Here is a 19,104-nt window from a genome sequence, read left to right as displayed (position 1 = left end):
CCCCTCTAGTTTTAAAGTGAATTTTTAAATTCTTCAATGACTTTTCTGACAGTTTGCCATTCTTCACCTAAATCTAGTGTTTCACCAATCTGAATTTGTGGGATTTTACCACGCATACGTTCTAAGCGTTCTTGGTTCGGTAATGGTAAATCTTCAATTCCAGCCAAAGCCACACAGGCAGACTCACGATTATTACACACTAAGCCCATATCACAGCCTGCATTTAAGGCGGCTTGAATACGTGCATCTGCACCACCTGCAACACAAGCTGCTTGCATACTTAAGTCATCTGAAAAAAGTACACCATCAAACTTGAGTTCTTGTCGTAAAACTTTTTGTATCCAATATGGTGAAAAACCTGCTGGATTTGGATCAATATGTTCATAAATGACATGTGCAGGCATCAGTGCATCAAGTTGTGGCTGTAACTGAATAAAACTTTGCATGTCATTTTGGTAAATTTCTTCATAAGAACGTGAATCAATTGCTGCTGCGACATGTGAGTCCGCCTTAACAGAACCATGTCCAGGGAAATGTTTCCCTGTTGTTGCCATGCCTGCGCGTTGCATACCTTTCATAAAAGCACTTGCAAGTGGGACAATGTCTTGTACATTTCGTGCAAAAGCTCGATCACCAATAACATCACTAATGGCATTTATATCTAAAACAGGTGCAAAGCTAAAATCAATACCTACAGCAAGAACTTCAGTTGCCATAAGCCAACCACATTTTTCTGCAAGGTCGAGTGCTTTTTCAGGTGCATTTAAGTAAAGTTCACCAAAATGACCCATCGCTGGCAATAGCGTAAAGCCTTGTTTTAAGCGTTGTACACGTCCACCTTCTTGATCAACTGCGATGAGAATATCTGGTCGAATTTGACGCATATGGTCAGTGAGTTGACGTACTTGGGCAGGAGATTGGATATTTCTGGAAAATAAAATCATGCCACCGACTTGCGGAGCACGTAATAGTTCAATATCTTCTTGAGTAAGTTCTGTGCCTGCAACGTCAAGCATCAATGCGCCGATCATAGGAAATCCGAAATTGTATTTATTTAAAAAAAGAAACAATAACCGAATTTTGCAATGATTTGCTACATTTTGTCAGTACAGATTATGATAAAACTACACGACATAAACAGATAAAGTTGTTTAAGATTTTGAATCTCATGAATTCATTTCAAAAAAACAGCGCTGAAATTGGTAAATCCAAGGAAGTACAAACAATTTATGAAACTTCAAACAATCGCATGTGCAGTTGCTATCGCAACAGGTGGTTTATTTTTTAACCATGCTATAACAGAAGCTATTGCAGCAACTGAACCAGCTTCTGTTTCAGCTTCCATTCAACCTTCACAAGATCAGGCTTTGGTCACTCGTCAATTGGCGACTTTGGTTGACCGTCAGCATTATTTAAATATGCGTTTAGATGCAAGTACATCAGCACGTATTTTAGATATGTATATTGACAGTTTGGACGCAGACCATTCGTTATTTTTAGCCAATGAAATTGAGCAATATAAAAAACAGTACGGTGCAACGCTTGGTGCTTCATTAAAAGCAGGTGATTTGACGGGTGCTTATGCAATTCATGCACAATATCGTACACGTTTAAAAGAATTTTATACTTATATGTTGGCTGAGCTGAAAAAGACGCAAAACTTAAATCAGCCAGATGTTTATATTGAAACGGATCGTGAAAAAGCACCATTTTTTAACAGTAAAGCTGAACAAGAGCAATATTGGAATAAAATGTTAGTGTCTCAGCTCATTAATTTGACGATTACGAAACAAGAAGAGCAAGCGAAACAGAAAGCCTTAAAAGATGATCCTTCATTAGCAAATGGGCAAGATCTAACTGCATCTGAAGATTTAACACCTGTTCAAACCTTGACCAAGCGTTATACGCGTCAGCTAGAGCGTATTGGGCGGATCAAAAGTGATGATGTTTTAGAAAAAATCTTAAACTCAATGACCTTGACTTATGATCCGCATAGTAATTATTTCCCACCTCTAGATGCGATGGAACTCAATCGTCAAACCACCTTACAGCTAGAAGGGATCGGGGTGTCTATTCGTCCTGAGCGTGGTAATGAGGATTACACCAAAATTGAAACCATTGTAGAAGGTGGTCCAGCAAGTAAATCAGGGCAAGTCAAATCTGGTGACCGTATTGTTGGGGTTGCACAAGATGGCGAAAAAATGATTGATGTCATTGGTTGGCCAAGTTCTGAAATCGTTGGTTTGATTCGTGGTAAGCGTGGTACAAATGTTACGATTAAGCTCCTAGGTGCAGGCGCATCTATGAATCAGGCACGTACTGTGACTTTGACACGTGATGTGATTCAGGAAGAAGATGCAGGTGTACGCTCACGTACTGTAGAAGTTACCCGTGATGGAGCTAAACATAAATTTGGTGTGATCGAAATTCCATCTTTTTATCTGAACTATCGTGCTCGCCGTGCTGGTAATGAATATCGCTCTGTTGCTGAAGATACCAACAAAGCTTTGCAGTCATTAGCCAATGATAAAGTAGAAGGGATTATTATTGATTTACGTAATAATCCTGGTGGTTCTTTAGAAGAAGTCGCGAAAATGATCGGACAGGTCGTAAAAGAAGGACCTGTGGTACAAATTCGTGATGGCAATGGGAATGTTAGCGTCTTTGATGATACCGATGGTGGTGCGCAAACCTATGCAGGACCATTGGCTGTGTTGGTCAATCTTGCTTCAGCTTCGGCAAGTGAAATTTATTCAGCAGCAATCCAAGATTATGACCGTGGTGTCGTTTTAGGAAGTACAACGACGGGTAAAGGCACAGCACAAGTGCAACTAGATAGTTTGGCATATGGTCAAGCAACACTGACACAACGTAAATTTTATCGTATCACTGGTGGAAGTACGCAAAATAAAGGCGTTATTCCAGATATTAAACTGGTTGATATTTATGATGAAGAATTTGGTGAGCGTAAAGCAAAAAATGCTTTGAAATGGGATACTATTCCAACAGCACCATTTAAACGTGAAGGCTCGATTAAACCATATTTGCCACAATTAACTGAAAAATCGCAAACACGTGTGTCTTTAGACCCACAATTTCAGTATTTAACGGAAAGAAAAGCGATTGCTCAACAAACGAAAGATCAAAAACAAGTTGTTTTAGATATTGAGAAACGTAAAGCAGAACTTAACACTCTTGAGTTAAAAACATTGGCTGCGGAAAATAAACGACGTGCTGAAACAGGCTTAAAAGCATATCCAAATTGGGAAAGTTATCAGGCTTCTTTAGATGCACTTGCTGAGTCACGTGCAAAAATGAAAGCGAATAAGAGACCTGCTCTACCTGAAGAAGAAACTTTTGTGACTGAGGCGGCAAATGTGTTAATTGACTTGGCGAGCTTGCAGAAGTAAATTTGTCTAAACACTATGTTAATCAAATATTAAAAGCATATTACGATATGCTTTTTTCTCGTCTAAAAAGTTAAGAATAACTTGACCTTCAATAAGATAATGCTATTTTAACCATATATTTTACATTCTTTAAAAGGTGAACCTTCACACTGTTTTGCGTTGTAATCATTATAGAGTTTTTATAACAATAATAGGTTCATGAATGGAAGATAATTTTTTATGAATTATTTTGGGTATGATGGCAGTTTAATCGTAGGGGGAGCTTGTGCTATCACCGCGATTTGTTATATTGCTTTTTCACTAGAACATATCGTATTGAAACTGAAACATAGTTATCAACAGCTGATGCTTTTTATATTAAGCGGGATGCTATTTGGTCTATGCATTTGGTCTATGCATTTGGTTGTTATTTTTGCTTATAGTTTTCCTGTTCAGTATTCTTTTAATCTTGCATTTTTAGCACTTTCTTATTTTATTGCCACTGCATCAAGTCTTTTTGCAATTTGGTTAACATCTCGACCAACACCGTCTTTCATTCGCCTGATTTTAGGGGCAATTGTGATGGGGTGTGGGGTTGCAGGCATGCATTATGTGGGAATGTTTGGGCTGATTATTCCTCATCATGAAATTCATTATGATTTGATTCTTGTGTTTTTATCTGTCATGACGCCAATTGTGGGATGTTGTTTTTCTTTTTGGTTAGCATTAACCTATAAACATACAGTTAAATATCAAAGAATTTATAAAACAACAATTTCTACAATTATTGCCTTAAATATTGTGAGTACGCATATTATTGGTTTAAGTGCGGCTACTTTACATGATCTTGATGAAAGCTCATCAGGTTTTGCTCATAATCTTCATACAGGCTCAGGTATTCCTTTATTTGTGATTATATTTATTAGCTTTTTAATTTTTGCTTCAATTTTAGCCGTTGCCATTTTAGATTGGCGCTTAGAAGAACGTAGTTTGCAGCTTTTAAACGCCAATCGACAGTTGGAAAATCTGACATTTCAAGATAATTTGACTAAATTACCCAATCGTCTATTTTTAGAAGATCATATTGAAAAACTCTTTCAACGTTATAAGTTAAGTCATCAAAAATTTGCTTTGATCTATTTAGATTTAGATTTTTTTAAAGCGGTAAATGATAATTTTGGTCATCAGGTTGGTGATGATTTGTTAGTGGCATTGACCACACGGTTACAAACAGTTTTAGATGATAGCCAAACTTTATTGCGTTTAGGTGGCGATGAGTTTTTAGTCATTGTCCCACAAATTAAAGAAGTTAAACTTGAAGCGCTTGCAGAAAAAATTTTAGAAAAGATTCAACAACGCTTTTTAATTGATGAAAAGCAAATCAATATTTCAGCCAGTTTGGGTGTTGTGTTATATCCTGATCATGGGCAATCTTTACAAGATTTATTGATCCATGCAGATACTGCAAAAATGTTAGCAAAAGAGCAGGGACGTAATACTTTTTGTATTTATAATCAAAATACAGATCATTATTTTAAACATCGCCATCAGTCAAAATTGATCAACGATTTATATGCAGCGGTCGATGAACAACAGTTTATTTTATATTATCAGCCTAAATTTACCGCAGATTATCATGTCTGTGGTGTAGAAGCCTTAATCCGTTGGCAACATCCGACTTTAGGTTTATTAGCACCGAATAAATTTATTGAAGCGGCTGAACAAACGGGTTTAATTATCCGTATGGGATATTGGGCATTAGAACAGGCATGTATTCAGTTGCAATCATGGCATCAACGCGGAATGCCATTTTGTCCAATTGCAGTGAATTTGTCAGCGATGCAGTTTGAACATAAGCATTTAATTACAACTTTAGATAATTTAATGCAAAAGTATCAAATTCAAGCCAAAGAGTTGATTGTAGAAATTACAGAATCTACAGCCATGCATCATATTGAAAGCAGTATTCAAACATTTGAACATCTAAGAGCTTTAGGAATTTTATTGGCAATTGATGACTTCGGTACAGGACATTCAAGCTTTTTATATCTAAAGAATTTACCTGTAGATGAGTTGAAAATTGATCGTGAATTTATTCGTAATTTATCCGATGGTTCAAAAGATGAAATTATTTTAGAAAGTATTATCCATTTAGCAGTACGACTGGGCTTAATTGTCACTGCTGAAGGTGTAGAAACAGAACAACAAGCACAAATTTTAAAACGATTAGGTTGCCAACAACTACAAGGCTATTTATTAGGTATGCCATTGCCTATTGAAAATTTAGAACAACATCATTTTGTTTCATAACGGTTTTTTATTATATTTATTGGTTTTTTTCGAGCCTTATTGAAAGCTTGATATGGGCTGAGCTAAGTTTATTAAAATAACAGAAATAAGCAGAGATCAAGGAAAGACGTCTAATTTATTAGCAGACAGATTGGTATTCATATACAATTACGCCAATTTTCAATTCATTTTCTTTCACACAAACTCAGTCATTTTTACGCTGAGTGCAATTGTGTGTATCAATTTAAGATTTAATGTATGTTTAAAGATCAATTAGCAAAAGAAGTTGCGGCGCGTCGAACCTTTGCCATCATTTCCCACCCCGATGCTGGTAAAACCACCATGACAGAAAAACTGTTGTTGTGGGGGCAAGCCATTCAAGTCGCAGGTATGGTAAAAAGCCGTAAGTCAGATCGTGGTGCGACATCTGACTGGATGGAAATGGAAAAAGAGCGTGGGATTTCGATCACGACTTCTGTCATGCAATTTCCATTTAAAGACAAAATGATTAACCTGCTCGACACCCCGGGGCATGAAGACTTCTCTGAAGATACGTATCGTACTTTAACTGCGGTTGACTCAGCGTTGATGGTGATTGATGGGGCAAAAGGTGTCGAGGATCGTACCATCAAACTGATGGAAGTGTGTCGTATGCGTGACACACCGATTATTTCATTTGTAAATAAAATGGACCGCGAGATTCGTGAGCCATTAGAACTTCTTGATGAAATTGAAAATGTCCTCAAAATTAAATGTGTACCGCTGACATGGCCGTTAGGTACAGGACGTGATTTTGCAGGTGTATTTAATTTAATTGAAGAAAAATTTTACGTTTATAAAGCAGGTTTTGGCTCAACGATTACCGAAATAGAAATACGTGATGGTTATAATCATGCTGACTTACGTGAAAAAGTAGGTGAGTTGGCATGGGCTGCTTTTGAAGAGTCTTTAGAGTTGGTGCAAATGGCAAATGAGCCTTTGGATCGAGAAGAATTTCTTGCTGGGCGTCAAACACCTGTATTATTTGGTACAGCATTAGGTAATTTTGGTGTTGACCATGTGTTAGATGCATTTAGTAATTATGCACCACCACCAAAAGCGCATCCAACTGAAGCACGTATGGTTGAAGCGACAGAAGAAGGTTTTTCAGGATTTGTTTTTAAAATTCAAGCAAATATGGATCCAAAACATCGTGACCGTATTGCTTTTATGCGTATTTGTTCAGGCAAATATGAAAAAGGCTTGAAAATGAAACATGTTCGTATTGATAAGGACATTCGAATTAGTGATGCTTTAACTTTCTTGGCGGGCGATCGTCAGCATTTAGAAGAAGCTTGGCCGGGTGATATTATTGGTTTGCATAATCACGGAACGATCCAGATTGGTGATACTTTTACTTCAGGTGAAAAATTACAATTCACGGGTATTCCACATTTTGCACCCGAAATGTTCCGTCGTGTACGTTTAAAAGACCCATTAAAATCTAAGCAATTACAAAAAGGTTTGAAGGAGCTTTCAGAAGAAGGCGCAACTCAGGTCTTTATGCCACAAAACAGTAATGATTTGATTGTTGGGGCTGTTGGTGTGCTTCAGTTTGAAGTTGTCGCATATCGCTTAAAAGAAGAGTACAAAGTTGATTGTATTTATGAGCCTGTAAGTATCAATACAGTACGTTGGGTGTCTTGTAGCGATGATAAGAAATTTAATGAATTCAAGAAAAAAGCACATGATCAATTGTCAGTAGATGGTGGTGGTCATTTAACGTATTTAGCACCAAGCCGTGTTAATTTACAGTTGATGCAAGAGCGTTATCCTGACATCGAATTCCGTGCGACACGTGAACATTAATTTTTCGATTGTGAAATAAAACTAAATTTAATCAAAGCAGCTTCCTTGTGAAGCTGTTTTTTTTAGATCAAAATATATTTGAATGAAGGACAACCATGAGGAATGCAATGCACATTCAAAAAAAATTTATGCTGATGCTTTGCCTCAGTGTATTTTTGTCAGCATGTGATTCAAATAATAAACATGAACAAGAACAAAAAAAAGCTGAAGGAAAAACTTCACCAGAAAAGCCTGTAGAAAAAGCAGAAGTTTTACCCTATTTAAATATTCAGGAGGCAAAAGCCGACTATGCTGTGCCTTTTTGTGAAAAGAAAAATTGTATTGAAATTGAAATAAAAACCATTAAAACTCAAGATCAATGGCTCAATCAGTGGATCGCTCAGCATCAAGCAAATGTCATCCAAGATCAGATTGGTTTAAAACAGAATATGACTTTGCAACAAGCGGTTAATGCTTATGTCAAAAAGTCAGATGCATGGCAAGATGAATTTTCTAAAAATAAAGCCTATGAATTGCATTTAAGCACACGAATGGCATCGCAGCGAAATCAGTATGTTTTATTGCAAATTTCAGTCAATACTCAACAGGCAGAAATTGCGGTTAAAGAACGTCAGTATTTTTTTGTAGCTGATCGTAAAACTCAGAAAAGTTTAAGTATTTTAGATGTTATTCAGCCAAATCAGCAAAATAAACTGAACAGTTGGGTACAAGAAAAATACCAAATATGGTTAAAAGATCAAGACCATGAAGTGCAAAAAGTCGTGCCTAAAAAACTTTATTGGGGACAGTCAGATTGGTTTTTTGATGGTGAGGGGATCGGTTTGCATTATCGTTCTGGTGAAATTGAAAAAGATGCGAAGCAGCTTGATATTTATTTTTCAAAGCAGCAAACGCAAGATGTTTTAAAATCGGATATTTTTCAACAAATGTTCTAAGGATTGATACAAATAAAGATTGAGCAGCGTACTGAGGAAGCATAAGCTAATAGCATGCTTCTTTATTCAATTTTGTTGAAGGTTTTATGAGATGTTAAATCAGAAACACACCCTTGCTTTGTCCATACTGATGGTTACTTTTGCATTATCTGCTTGTCAGCCTAAAGTTGAAAAAAAAGAGCAAGAACAGAAGATTGAGCAAAAAAGTAGCTCAGAAGTTGAAGATACCACACTGACTTTACAAGGTGAAACAGAAAAAATTGCTGTTGAACTACCTGAATGTAATGGAAATAGTTGCCCTGAGTTTTCAGTAGAGCGTTTACATACCAATCAATTTGTCGTCGATAGTATTATTGACCAAGCGATTTTAAAAAATTTAGAACAAATTTTGGATATTGCGCATCAAAGTAAAACTGTACAAGCTGAAAAAGAAAAAACCGAGCAACAGCAGGAACAGCAAGAACAACAAGCCTCAAGCAGCGTCATTGCAGCCAATGCAGCAAAAACACCTGTGCAATCTATGGCAGAGCAACTAAAACCTTATGTTAAAACCTTTACTGCGTTGCAGCAGGAGTTAGAAAGTCTAGGTGCAAGTAGTAAAATCAGTGTTTCTGTAAGCCCTAAAATCTTAAACTCCAAAGAGCCTTTAGCAACAGTTGTACTTAATACCAGTAGTTACTTAGGTGGTGCACATGGTGCATCAGCCCAAACTTATTTTAATTTTGATTTGAAACATCAAAAACAAGTAAATTTAGATGATTTAATTGAGTCAGGGCAGAAACCACAACTCGAAAAATTGGCGTATGAAACTTTTAAAACATGGGTGAGTACAAATAAACTCGCCAATAGCCTAGAAGAATATGAGCAAGTTTGGAAATTTAAGCTATCAAATAACTTCTATTTAGGTAAACAAGGCTTAATTTTACAATATGCTGAATATGAAATTGGTCCTTATGTCGTAGGATTACCACGTTTAGAAATTCCATATGAGCAACTCAAAATGGTCTTAAAGAAAGAATATTTACCTGCTGAATTACTGGTGGATCAACCTGCATCAGCAGCTTTACCTGTAGCGAAAAACTAATGACTCCATTGGCTTTGTTTGATACGCATACACATTTTGATGTGGAAGATTTTGATATAGATCGAGAACATCTTGCGTATCAGGCAAAGGCTGTGGGAGTGGAGCGTCTTATTTTAATTGGATTTGTACAAGAACGTTTTGCCAATTTAATTGATACGCATCATTATTTAAATCGACTGATCCATGCACCACAAAGCTATTTAGCACCAGGCTTACACCCATTTTATATTGAACAACATCAAGATTCTGATTTATTAGATTTAGAACAGATATTAAAAAATGAGCAATGTATTGCGATTGGTGAAATAGGTTTAGATACTTTTTTAAAACAACACAAACAATCTGAGTTATTACAAAAACAAAAAGATTTTTTTGTAGCACAAATTGAACTTGCACAACAATTTAACAAACCGATTCTTTTACATATTCGTAAGTCTCATGCTGATGTATTACAGATTTTAAAACACCATCACTTTAAACAAGGTGGGATTGCTCATGCTTTTAGCGGTGGAATAGAAGAAGCCAAAGCCTTCATAAAAATGGGTTTTAAACTCGGAATCACGGGGCAAATTACCAACCCTAATGCCAAAAAACTACATGCAGTGGTGCAAGCTGTAGGCATTGAGCATTTAGTATTAGAAACTGACTGTCCTGATATGACGCCATTATGCTGCCAAAGTTTGCAGCAACATCGCACACGTAATACACCTGCAAACTTAACTTTTGTACTGCAAGGTTTGGCGGCAACATTGAACCGTACACCTGAGCAGATTGCTCCAATCGTTTGGGAAAACTCCTTACAAGCTTTACATTTGTCAGCTTAGAAATTTTAAATTGGTAGAAAATTAACCAATCAATAACACGTCTTTGCCCGAATTGGCTTACATTAGAATAATAACTTCTTGCCCTGCAATAAAAATATGTTTAGCCGAAGGAGTGACCTATGGTCAAATATAGTCAAAAAAACAGTTTCCAAGCATTGAAAAATTTAAATATCGGTTCAGCACAATACCAGATTTTTAGTCTGCAAGAGGCACAAAAGCAGCTAGATGATTTTTCACAGCTCCCAAAATCACTTAAAGTTTTATTGGAAAATCTACTTAGATTTGAAGATGATATTACAGTTAAAACTGAACATATTTTAGCGCTGGTCAATTGGCAGAAAACCCAAAAATCTGATCAAGAAATTCAATACCGACCAGCACGAGTTTTGATGCAAGATTTTACAGGTGTACCTGCTGTTGTTGATTTGGCAGCGATGCGAGCAGCTGTGGCTAAAGCAGGTGCTGACCCTGAAAAAATTAATCCTTTATCTCCTGTCGACTTGGTGATTGACCATTCTGTGATGGTTGATCATTTTGCAACAGCACAAGCCTTTGAAGAAAATGTGGAAATTGAGATGCAGCGTAATGGTGAGCGTTATCAATTTCTACGTTGGGGGCAGTCTGCTTTTGATAACTTTAGTGTTGTACCGCCAGGAACAGGAATTTGTCATCAGGTCAATTTAGAATATTTAGCACAAACGGTCTGGTTAGGGGAAAGTGAAGGCGTGAGTTTTGCTTTTCCAGATACCTTAGTAGGAACAGATTCACATACTACTATGATCAATGGTTTGGGCGTACTTGGCTGGGGAGTAGGGGGAATTGAAGCTGAAGCAGCCATGTTAGGGCAACCCATTTCGATGCTCATCCCTGAAGTTGTTGGTTTTAAATTAACAGGAAAATTACGCGAAGGAATTACGGCAACAGATTTGGTTTTAACCATTACGCAAATGTTACGTAAAAAAGGTGTTGTTGGAAAATTTGTTGAGTTCTATGGAGATGGTCTTGCTGATTTAGCTTTGGCTGACCGTGCAACTATTGCCAATATGGCACCTGAATATGGTGCAACGTGTGGTTTTTTTCCTGTTGATGAAATTACATTAGATTATTTAAAACTCACAGGGCGTAAAGATGACCGAATAGCACTCGTCGAGGCTTATTGTAAAGAACAAGGATTGTGGCGCAATACAGGTGATGAACCTATTTTTACTGATGTACTCAGTTTGGACATGGGAACGGTACAAGCCAGTGTTGCAGGACCAAAGCGCCCACAAGATCGGGTGGTTTTGGCTGATATTCCGCAAGTATTTGATGCCTTGATTGCACTTGATTTAAAGCCAGCTAAAGAAGACAGAGAACGTCTGATGAATGAGGGCGGAGCAGGCGGTGCAGTTGATGCGAAACAGTCTGCTTTACAAAATGATGAACCGCATTGTGTGATTGATGGTAAGCGTTATCCATTGGTCGATGGTGATGTCGTCATATCTGCCATTACTTCATGTACCAATACTTCAAATCCAAGTGTGATGTTGGCTGCGGGACTTTTGGCAAAAAAAGCAGTTGAAAAAGGTTTACAGCGAAAACCTTGGGTGAAAAGTTCACTTGCACCTGGCTCAAAAGTCGTAACAGACTATTTGGCTGCGGCGGGATTAACACCCTATTTAGATCAGCTGGGTTATAACTTGGTCGGCTATGGCTGTACAACATGTATTGGTAATTCTGGTCCTCTGCCTAAACCAATTGAAGATGCAATCCAATGTTATGACTTAAATGTAGCTTCGGTACTTTCAGGTAACCGAAACTTTGAAGGACGTGTACATCCATTAGTAAAAACCAATTGGTTAGCATCGCCACCTTTGGTGATCGCATTTGGTTTAATGGGCACAATTCGCAAAGATATTACCCAAGAGCCTTTAGGTATAGACCCACAAGGTCAACATATCTATTTAAAAGATATCTGGCCGAGCCAAGCAGAAATTGATGATGTTTTAAAACAACTCAATACTGAGATGTATCATAAAGAATATGCCCAAGTATTTGATGGTGATGAAAAATGGCAAGCGATTCAAATTCCAGATAGCCAAACGTATGAGTGGGATGAAAAATCGACATATATCCGTCATCCACCATTTTTTGAAGGAATTGATCAGCCTGCAAAATCAATTGAAAATATTGTTGCGGCAAATATTTTAGCTGTACTTGGTGACTCAGTTACAACTGACCATATTTCACCTGCGGGAAATATCAAAAAAGACAGCCCAGCAGGACGTTATTTACAAGAGCAAGGCGTTGAACCGCGAGACTTTAACTCTTATGGTTCACGACGTGGTAATCATGAAGTTATGATGCGTGGAACATTTGCCAATATTCGTATCAAAAATGAGATGCTCGGTGGAGAAGAAGGAGGCAATACACTTTATATTCCAACAGGAGAAAAACTTGCAATCTATGATGCTGCAATGAAATACCAAGCGACAAATACGCCTTTGATTATTATTGCAGGTAAAGAATATGGTACAGGCTCGTCACGGGATTGGGCTGCTAAAGGCACAAATTTACTTGGGATCAAAGCTGTCATTGCGGAAAGCTTTGAGCGTATCCATCGTTCGAATTTGGTTGGAATGGGGATATTACCTTTACAGTTTATTAATGGGCAAACACGGCAGAGTTTAAATTTGACAGGACATGAACAATTGTCGATCACAGCTTTGTCGGATGGATTGCAACCTCATCAAAGTTTAGATGTTGAATTAAAGCGTGTAGATGGTTCAATTGAACAATTTAAAGTGTTATGTCGTATTGATACTTTAAATGAAGTTGAATACTTTAAAGCAGGGGGTATTTTGCATTATGTGTTGCGCAATTTGATTGCTTCATAAAAAAGTCAGTTTTCTAAGCCCTGCTGAATGTAGGGCTTTTTTATTTAACTTCAGTCCAAAAATAATAAAAGGTATATAAATGAGCAAACTACATCATTTCATTTTAGGTCTATTGTTGACTCCAAATATTGGCTTTGCCAAACCACAAGACATTGTGCTCAAAAAGCAAAATATCAGTACACAACAGATGGAACAGTTATGTTACCTTCTGCCACAACAATGTCGTGATAAACCTGTTTGGAGCCTATATAAAACCGCACAGCAACGCTATTATTTAATTGATCATTTAAAATTTTATCAACTTGGCTTTGTAAATAACAAATTACACATCGAAAAACGTTGGGATTTTTCAAATTATCAGCCAAAAAGTCAAATTGCACGTTGGGCAGTTTCTGATTCCACACTAAAAAATGAAGATCAACATCTGTATATTTTTCCTAAGTTATTTCCTATTAATGAACAGGATTATGCTCTAGGAATTGTTCAAACATGGTCAGAAGGTTATTCAGGTGGTGGATTACAAGAAGAAGTCGTTGACTTCTTACAGCTAAAAAATAATGGGCAATATCAACAAGTTTTTCAGAATATTCCATTATCAATGTATCGTATGATTCGTGCTTGTTTTTCTGAACAGCAATATAAGGAAAGTCAGGGTAAATGCCATGATGAATATAGTTTGGATACTCAAATTGCCTATATAAAACCTTATACATGGCAAATAAAATATGATTATCAAGCCGATTTTTCTCCAGCTTCTGATACGGGAACAAAACCGATTCGTGAGCATAAAAACTATGTGTTAAAAGACAACCGTCAGGATGCAATTTTGCTTCCTAAAGCATGGGATTAGCTTTCTTAAAGCTGAGTTTGTTAAAATGGGCAGGATTTTATAAATTTTAGATTTTAGCCATGACAGATGTACTTCAAAATGATGAATATGACCGCCGTTTTGCAGGCGTTGCCAAAATTTATGGTGATGAAGAATTTCAATATTATGAAAAAAGTCATGTGATGGTGATCGGAATTGGTGGAGTAGGTTCTTGGGCAGTAGAGGCTTTAGCACGTACAGGGATTGGTGAGTTGACACTTGTTGATATGGATTCGATTGCTGCTTCAAATATTAATCGCCAACTTCCTGCGATGACTTCGACTTTGGGGCATGAAAAAATTGAAGTGATGGCAGAGCGTTGTCGTCAAATTAATCCGCATATTAAAATAAATTTAGTGGATGACTATTTAACTCCTGAAAATATTAAAGAAATTTTGCTTGAGAAACCCGATCTTATTTTAGATTGTATTGACGATGTCAAAGCTAAACTGGCATTGATGTTACATTGTCGTTTCAATAAAATTCCATTGATTGTGTCGGGTGGCGCAGGTGGAAAACTAGATCCATTGAAAATTCGAGTCGCTGATTTATCGAAAACTGAACAAGATCCGATGTTAGCAAAATTACGTACACAATTACGTGGCATGGGCATCTGTAAAAAACCAAAAGATAAGTTTGGTATTACTTGTGTTTATTCGATTGATAATCCATTTTCTAGCGCAGATGTCTGTGCAAGTGCAGGTTTGCGCTGTGGTGGCTATGGTTCGGCTGTCGTGGTCACATCTAGTTTTGCGATGGTTGCTGTGGCTGAAGTCTTAAAAAGACTAGATAAATTAGCAGCAAAGAATAAATAGACTTTATATCGAATAGAAAAATAAAGCCTGAGAATTTACTCAAGCGTCAGGTTTTATGCATTCTATTTTCTATTTAAATCGTGACATACTGCGAGTTGAAAAGCTTCGTATTTGGAGGGGAAATGCGTCAATTTTTTTTAGCTTTGTTTATTGTTTTTGCAGTAGGGTGCAATTATTTTGTTTCTACCGATCAGATTGCTCAAGATGTCAAAACCCAAATCCAAAATGAATTTGATACTCAAGCACAGTTTAAAGATTATCATTTTAAGGTTCTAAATTTGACTGTTGTTAAACAAGCAGGTAATCAATATAAAGGTTTGGCTGAGGTTGAGTATGAAGGGCAAACGCACCGTATAGCAGTGAATATTTTGATGGATGGGGAGCGTTATATTTGGGAAATTCCAGCCGAAAATTTCAATTTTGTTCGTAATATTGAGTTAGAAAAATATCAAAAAGAGTTAGATGCAAAATTACAAAGCATTCAACTTGAGGCAGAAGATCATCTTTCTTACTCTAAACCCGAAGCCGATACAGATGCTGTGGCTGATGATGCAGAATATTATTCAGAAGAAGATCCACAGTCCGCAGCTTCTGAAGCTGTAGCTGCGGCAGACATAGTAGAATAACAAAAAAATCATGAATAAAATGGCTCTCATACACTAGGTATAGAGCCACTGCCAAAATAAGTAAAAGAAATAATGATGATGTTTCATCTATAAAAGACAGCAAAAAACCTTAATAAGTCATATTGAATCCATAGGAGCAATCTAATAGAGTTAAGGTAATTTTTTAATCAATTGACTGATGATTTTAATGAATAATAAAATTAAAAATACACAGCGTTATAATTTTTTATCAGCTTTTTTTGCTTTTTTATTGTGGGGATCATGGTCATTTTATGTCAATATGAATCAAAGTGATTTAAGATCAGGAATTATTTCAGGCTTAGCGCAAGGTATTTGTAGTTTTCTCATTACATTATTTATTACTCATTTAGTGGAAAAGCAGTTTAATTTTTATCAAAATAAGTGGTTTAAACTGATACTTCCTCCTATTTGTACAATTTTTTTGACAGGAAGTCTTTTGCTGACAGTACATCATCTGATTCAGACGCCTGCAATTTTAAAAACAGTTACACCTGCTTTAACTGTGGCATTACTTTTTGCCTTTTTTACGAATTTTAAACTCTATAAACAACTTTAATTTTTAATAAATTGATGGTGAGACTATTGATATGACTGATGAACAAAGTACACCTGAAAATCGTCGTCCCTTAAAAGTTCGTGGTGTGGGTTTGGTCAATCAATTTGCACGTTGGTTGAGTCAAAAATCAATTACACCAAATCACATTTCTTTGCTGAGTATTGTTTTTGCTCTATTTGCAGCGATCTGTTTGCTGATCGTGCCGCAATATGGTGGAGGGCAGAAGGTTGTATTATATGTGTTGGCAGCCTTGCTGATTCAAGGTCGATTATTATGTAATTTATTTGATGGCTTGGTCGCAATTGAAGGTGGAAAGTCGACTGCTTCTGGTGAGTTATTTAATGATATTCCTGACCGAATATCAGATCCTTTGATTATTATTGCTGCGGGCTATTCTATCGTGAGTGTCACTTACGGTGATATTTTAGGTTGGTGTGGCGCACTTTTAGCAGTGCTCACAGCCTATATTCGTACTTTAGCAGTGTCGATTGGCGCACCTGCAAATTTTACAGGACCTATGGCTAAACAACATCGTATGGCATTGCTTACTTTTGCATGTATTGCCACTGCATTTGAGCAGTACTTTTGGCAGCATGATTATGTAATGTTGATTGCTTTGATTATTTTAAATTTAGGCTGTGTGTTGACGAATTGGCGTAGAGCATCTTTGGCTTATCACTTTTTAGAAAAAAAATAAGATCAATGAAAAAAGCTCCTGATTGGGAGCTTCTGATTTTAAACTTGTTTTTCTAATAAATAATCTTCAGTTCGCTTCATTGCTTCTTTGATATTGACCATTGCATTTTCAAGGTCAGCGAACGTTTTTGCATTACCACCACTTAAAGCTTGACGCCATTTTCGTGCACCCGGAAGATTTTGAAATAAACCTAAAATATGACGTGTAATGATCGAAAGAGGTGCGCCTTCTTGCATACGTTTTGCAACATATGGCAGCATTTGATCCATAATCTCAAAGCGGTCAGGAAGGCTTAAATTCCACAATTGACCCAATTCAGCCAATAAATAGGGATTATGATAAGCTTCCCGACCAATCATCACACCATCAACATGTTTTAAATGTTCTTGTGTTTCTGCAAAGCTTTTGATGCCACCATTAATTTCAATCAGAAGATGAGGACGTTCTTGTTTTAAACGATAAACATCTTCATAACGTAATGGTGGAACATCACGATTTTCTTTTGGCGATAAGCCTTTTAGCAAAGCAATTCGGGCATGCACAATAAAATTATTACAGCCTGTTTTGGCAACTGTATCAACAAAATGCAACATCTCTTCATAAGATTGCATGTCATCAATCCCAATACGATGTTTAACTGTGACAGGAATATCAACGGCATTACGCATTTCTGTAATACATTCAGCAACAAGGTCTGGTTCAGCCATTAAGCAAGCACCAATTTTATTGTTTTGGACCCGATCACTTGGGCAGCCTACATTTAAATTGACTTCATCATAACCCCAGTCTTGTGCCATTTTGGTACAAGTTGCAAGTTCTTTAGGGTTAGAACCACCAAGTTGCAAAACAATAGGATGCTCTTCGTTGTTATAGTCTAAATGACGGTTTGCACCACCATAGATAATTGCACCAGTCGTGACCATTTCTGTATAAAGAATGACATTTGGATTAAACAAGCGAGCAAAGAAACGATAATCTTTTGTTGTCCAATCCATCATCGGCGCAACACTGATTCGTGGTGAATTGCTGGTTTCAATGGTTTTGTCAATAGTCATTAAAAATCATACTCTTAATCAGTGTTTGTGGAGCCTGTTTACATCTATAGGTTGCAATCTGATGCTTAAAGAAACTTGAGGAAGATAAAAGCAAAGGCAGAAATAAGAAGGTATCGTCATCGCGTTAAACCAAGCAATAACCAACCCTGTGCAATATTAACATAAAACTCAAAAGCGATACATTTGATACTAAGCCGCGAGATTGAAATAAAAATCAAAGCAAATGAAAAGAGGATTTTTAAGTTGATCGAACAGGAAAATATTGAAAATAAAGTCATTTTTAATGGATTTTTAGTCTTTATGCTTGAGCCATCTTTTAAAGTTGAGTATGGTAATTTTATATAAATACAATGATGAGGGCTGAGAAATGTTGGTATTAGAAGAGACCTATAAAAGTAAGAAAGCTCAGTTTTCTGACTCATTTAATTTAAGAATACATCGTGGTTTGAGTTGGCTTAAGCAAGCTGTATTATTGGATGATGCTTTAGATTTAAAATTTATCAGCTTATGGATTTCATTTAATGCAATTTATGCGAAAGATCTACATGAATTGAAAGACCGACAACAGTTTAGAAAGTTTTTATCTGATATATGTCAAGCAGATACTGAACATAAAATTTATCATTTGATTTGGACGAAGTATAGTCATGCAATTCGGATTTTGTTAGATAATCATTATACTTTTCAGCCATTTTGGGATTTTCAAAATCAAAAAATAAGCCAACAAGATTGGAAAATGAGTTTTGAACAAGACAAAATTAAAGTTCATCGTGCTTTGCAACAAAAAGATAGTGTTGAAGTGCTCTATATTATTTTTAATCGTTTATATACTTTAAGAAACCAAATTATGCATGGTGGTTCTACTTATAAAAGTTCAATAAACCGTAGCCAATTACAAGATTCTTCAAATATTTTGACAGCATTATTGCCTATATTTATGCATATTTTATTGGAAAATGAAAAGATTTTAGATTTAGGAAAGCCTTTTTATCCAGTGGTGCAAGTATCTTAAAAAAGAATCCCGATCATATTTCAAAAAGTATGCTGATGGCATTTTACATTATATTCTCATTTAATCTATAAAATTAAACTTAACGGAGTGATGCTATCGCAGGCGACATGGATGTCGCCGTTGGGTAAGGGCGATAGGGATATCCCCTTTACCCAACAAAGGATTTTTGTTACTTTTTATCCTTAAAAAGTAAGATGTTGCCTACGCAA

15 protein-coding genes are annotated in these 19,104 nt (G+C 36.5%); 13 read left to right on the top strand and 2 right to left on the bottom strand.

The genetic code is table 11. The features are described from left to right. Positions 1-11: 11 nt before the first annotated feature. Entirely contained in the window at positions 12-1,031 is a 1,020-nt protein-coding gene (gene nagZ, locus HX005_RS00435) for a beta-N-acetylhexosaminidase (protein WP_286375906.1), read from the bottom strand. 198 nt (positions 1,032-1,229) lie between these two features. On the opposite strand from nagZ, the gene HX005_RS00430 reads away from it, so the two are divergent. The 12 genes from HX005_RS00430 (at position 1,230) to HX005_RS00375 (ending at position 16,828) form a co-directional block, all read left to right on the top strand. Then, complete coding sequence (locus HX005_RS00430) at positions 1,230-3,410, top strand: carboxy terminal-processing peptidase (protein ID WP_107006738.1); 2,181 nt, start codon at positions 1,230-1,232, stop codon at positions 3,408-3,410. Positions 3,411-3,629: 219 nt separating this feature from the next. Then, on the top strand, positions 3,630-5,699 hold the full coding sequence (locus tag HX005_RS00425; RefSeq protein ID WP_286375905.1) for a bifunctional diguanylate cyclase/phosphodiesterase: 2,070 nt from the start codon (positions 3,630-3,632) through the stop codon (positions 5,697-5,699). 237 nt (positions 5,700-5,936) lie between these two features. Then, the gene (locus HX005_RS00420) at positions 5,937-7,526 is read left to right on the top strand and encodes a peptide chain release factor 3 (RefSeq protein WP_286375904.1); all 1,590 of its coding nucleotides are present in this window, start codon (positions 5,937-5,939) and stop codon (positions 7,524-7,526) included. 107 nt (positions 7,527-7,633) lie between these two features. Then, the gene (locus HX005_RS00415; RefSeq protein WP_286375903.1) at positions 7,634-8,461 is read left to right on the top strand and encodes a hypothetical protein; all 828 of its coding nucleotides are present in this window, start codon (positions 7,634-7,636) and stop codon (positions 8,459-8,461) included. A 91-nt stretch (positions 8,462-8,552) separates the two neighbouring features. Further along, entirely contained in the window at positions 8,553-9,545 is a 993-nt protein-coding gene (locus HX005_RS00410) for an RsiV family protein (RefSeq protein WP_286375902.1), read from the top strand. Then, entirely contained in the window at positions 9,545-10,369 is an 825-nt protein-coding gene (locus tag HX005_RS00405) for a TatD family hydrolase (protein WP_286375901.1), read from the top strand. The genes HX005_RS00410 and HX005_RS00405 overlap by 1 nt, the downstream gene beginning before the upstream one ends. Before the next feature lie 119 nt (positions 10,370-10,488). Next, positions 10,489-13,245, top strand: coding sequence for an aconitate hydratase AcnA (gene acnA, locus HX005_RS00400; protein WP_286375900.1), 2,757 nt, complete (start codon positions 10,489-10,491; stop codon positions 13,243-13,245). A gap of 79 nt (positions 13,246-13,324) precedes the next feature. After that, complete coding sequence (locus HX005_RS00395) at positions 13,325-14,095, top strand: hypothetical protein (RefSeq protein ID WP_286375899.1); 771 nt, start codon at positions 13,325-13,327, stop codon at positions 14,093-14,095. A gap of 59 nt (positions 14,096-14,154) precedes the next feature. Then, positions 14,155-14,928: a tRNA threonylcarbamoyladenosine dehydratase gene (locus HX005_RS00390; protein WP_107006730.1), complete on the top strand. Its 774-nt coding sequence runs from the start codon at positions 14,155-14,157 to the stop codon at positions 14,926-14,928. A 122-nt stretch (positions 14,929-15,050) separates the two neighbouring features. Next, positions 15,051-15,554 carry a hypothetical protein gene (locus HX005_RS00385; RefSeq protein WP_107006729.1) on the top strand — a complete coding sequence of 168 codons (504 nt, stop codon included), beginning with the start codon at positions 15,051-15,053 and terminating at the stop codon, positions 15,552-15,554. A 187-nt stretch (positions 15,555-15,741) separates the two neighbouring features. Further along, complete coding sequence (locus HX005_RS00380; protein ID WP_286375898.1) at positions 15,742-16,131, top strand: hypothetical protein; 390 nt, start codon at positions 15,742-15,744, stop codon at positions 16,129-16,131. Between the two features lie 31 nt (positions 16,132-16,162). After that, positions 16,163-16,828 carry a CDP-alcohol phosphatidyltransferase family protein gene (locus tag HX005_RS00375; protein WP_286375897.1) on the top strand — a complete coding sequence of 222 codons (666 nt, stop codon included), beginning with the start codon at positions 16,163-16,165 and terminating at the stop codon, positions 16,826-16,828. Between the two features lie 38 nt (positions 16,829-16,866). Here the strand turns inward: HX005_RS00375 and dusA are convergent, their stop codons facing one another. Beyond that, the gene (gene dusA / locus HX005_RS00370; RefSeq protein WP_502872705.1) at positions 16,867-17,883 is read right to left on the bottom strand and encodes a tRNA dihydrouridine(20/20a) synthase DusA; all 1,017 of its coding nucleotides are present in this window, start codon (positions 17,881-17,883) and stop codon (positions 16,867-16,869) included. A gap of 367 nt (positions 17,884-18,250) precedes the next feature. On the opposite strand from dusA, the gene HX005_RS00365 reads away from it, so the two are divergent. Next, complete coding sequence (locus HX005_RS00365) at positions 18,251-18,895, top strand: HEPN domain-containing protein (RefSeq protein WP_286375896.1); 645 nt, start codon at positions 18,251-18,253, stop codon at positions 18,893-18,895. The last annotated feature ends 209 nt before the right edge of the window (positions 18,896-19,104 follow it).

The organism is Acinetobacter sp. R933-2 (assembly GCF_030325485.1).
In the GTDB taxonomy this organism is placed as follows: domain Bacteria; phylum Pseudomonadota; class Gammaproteobacteria; order Pseudomonadales; family Moraxellaceae; genus Acinetobacter; species Acinetobacter sichuanensis.
Note: the sequence above shows the minus strand (reverse complement) of the source record. Positions and strands in the feature narration are given on the sequence as shown.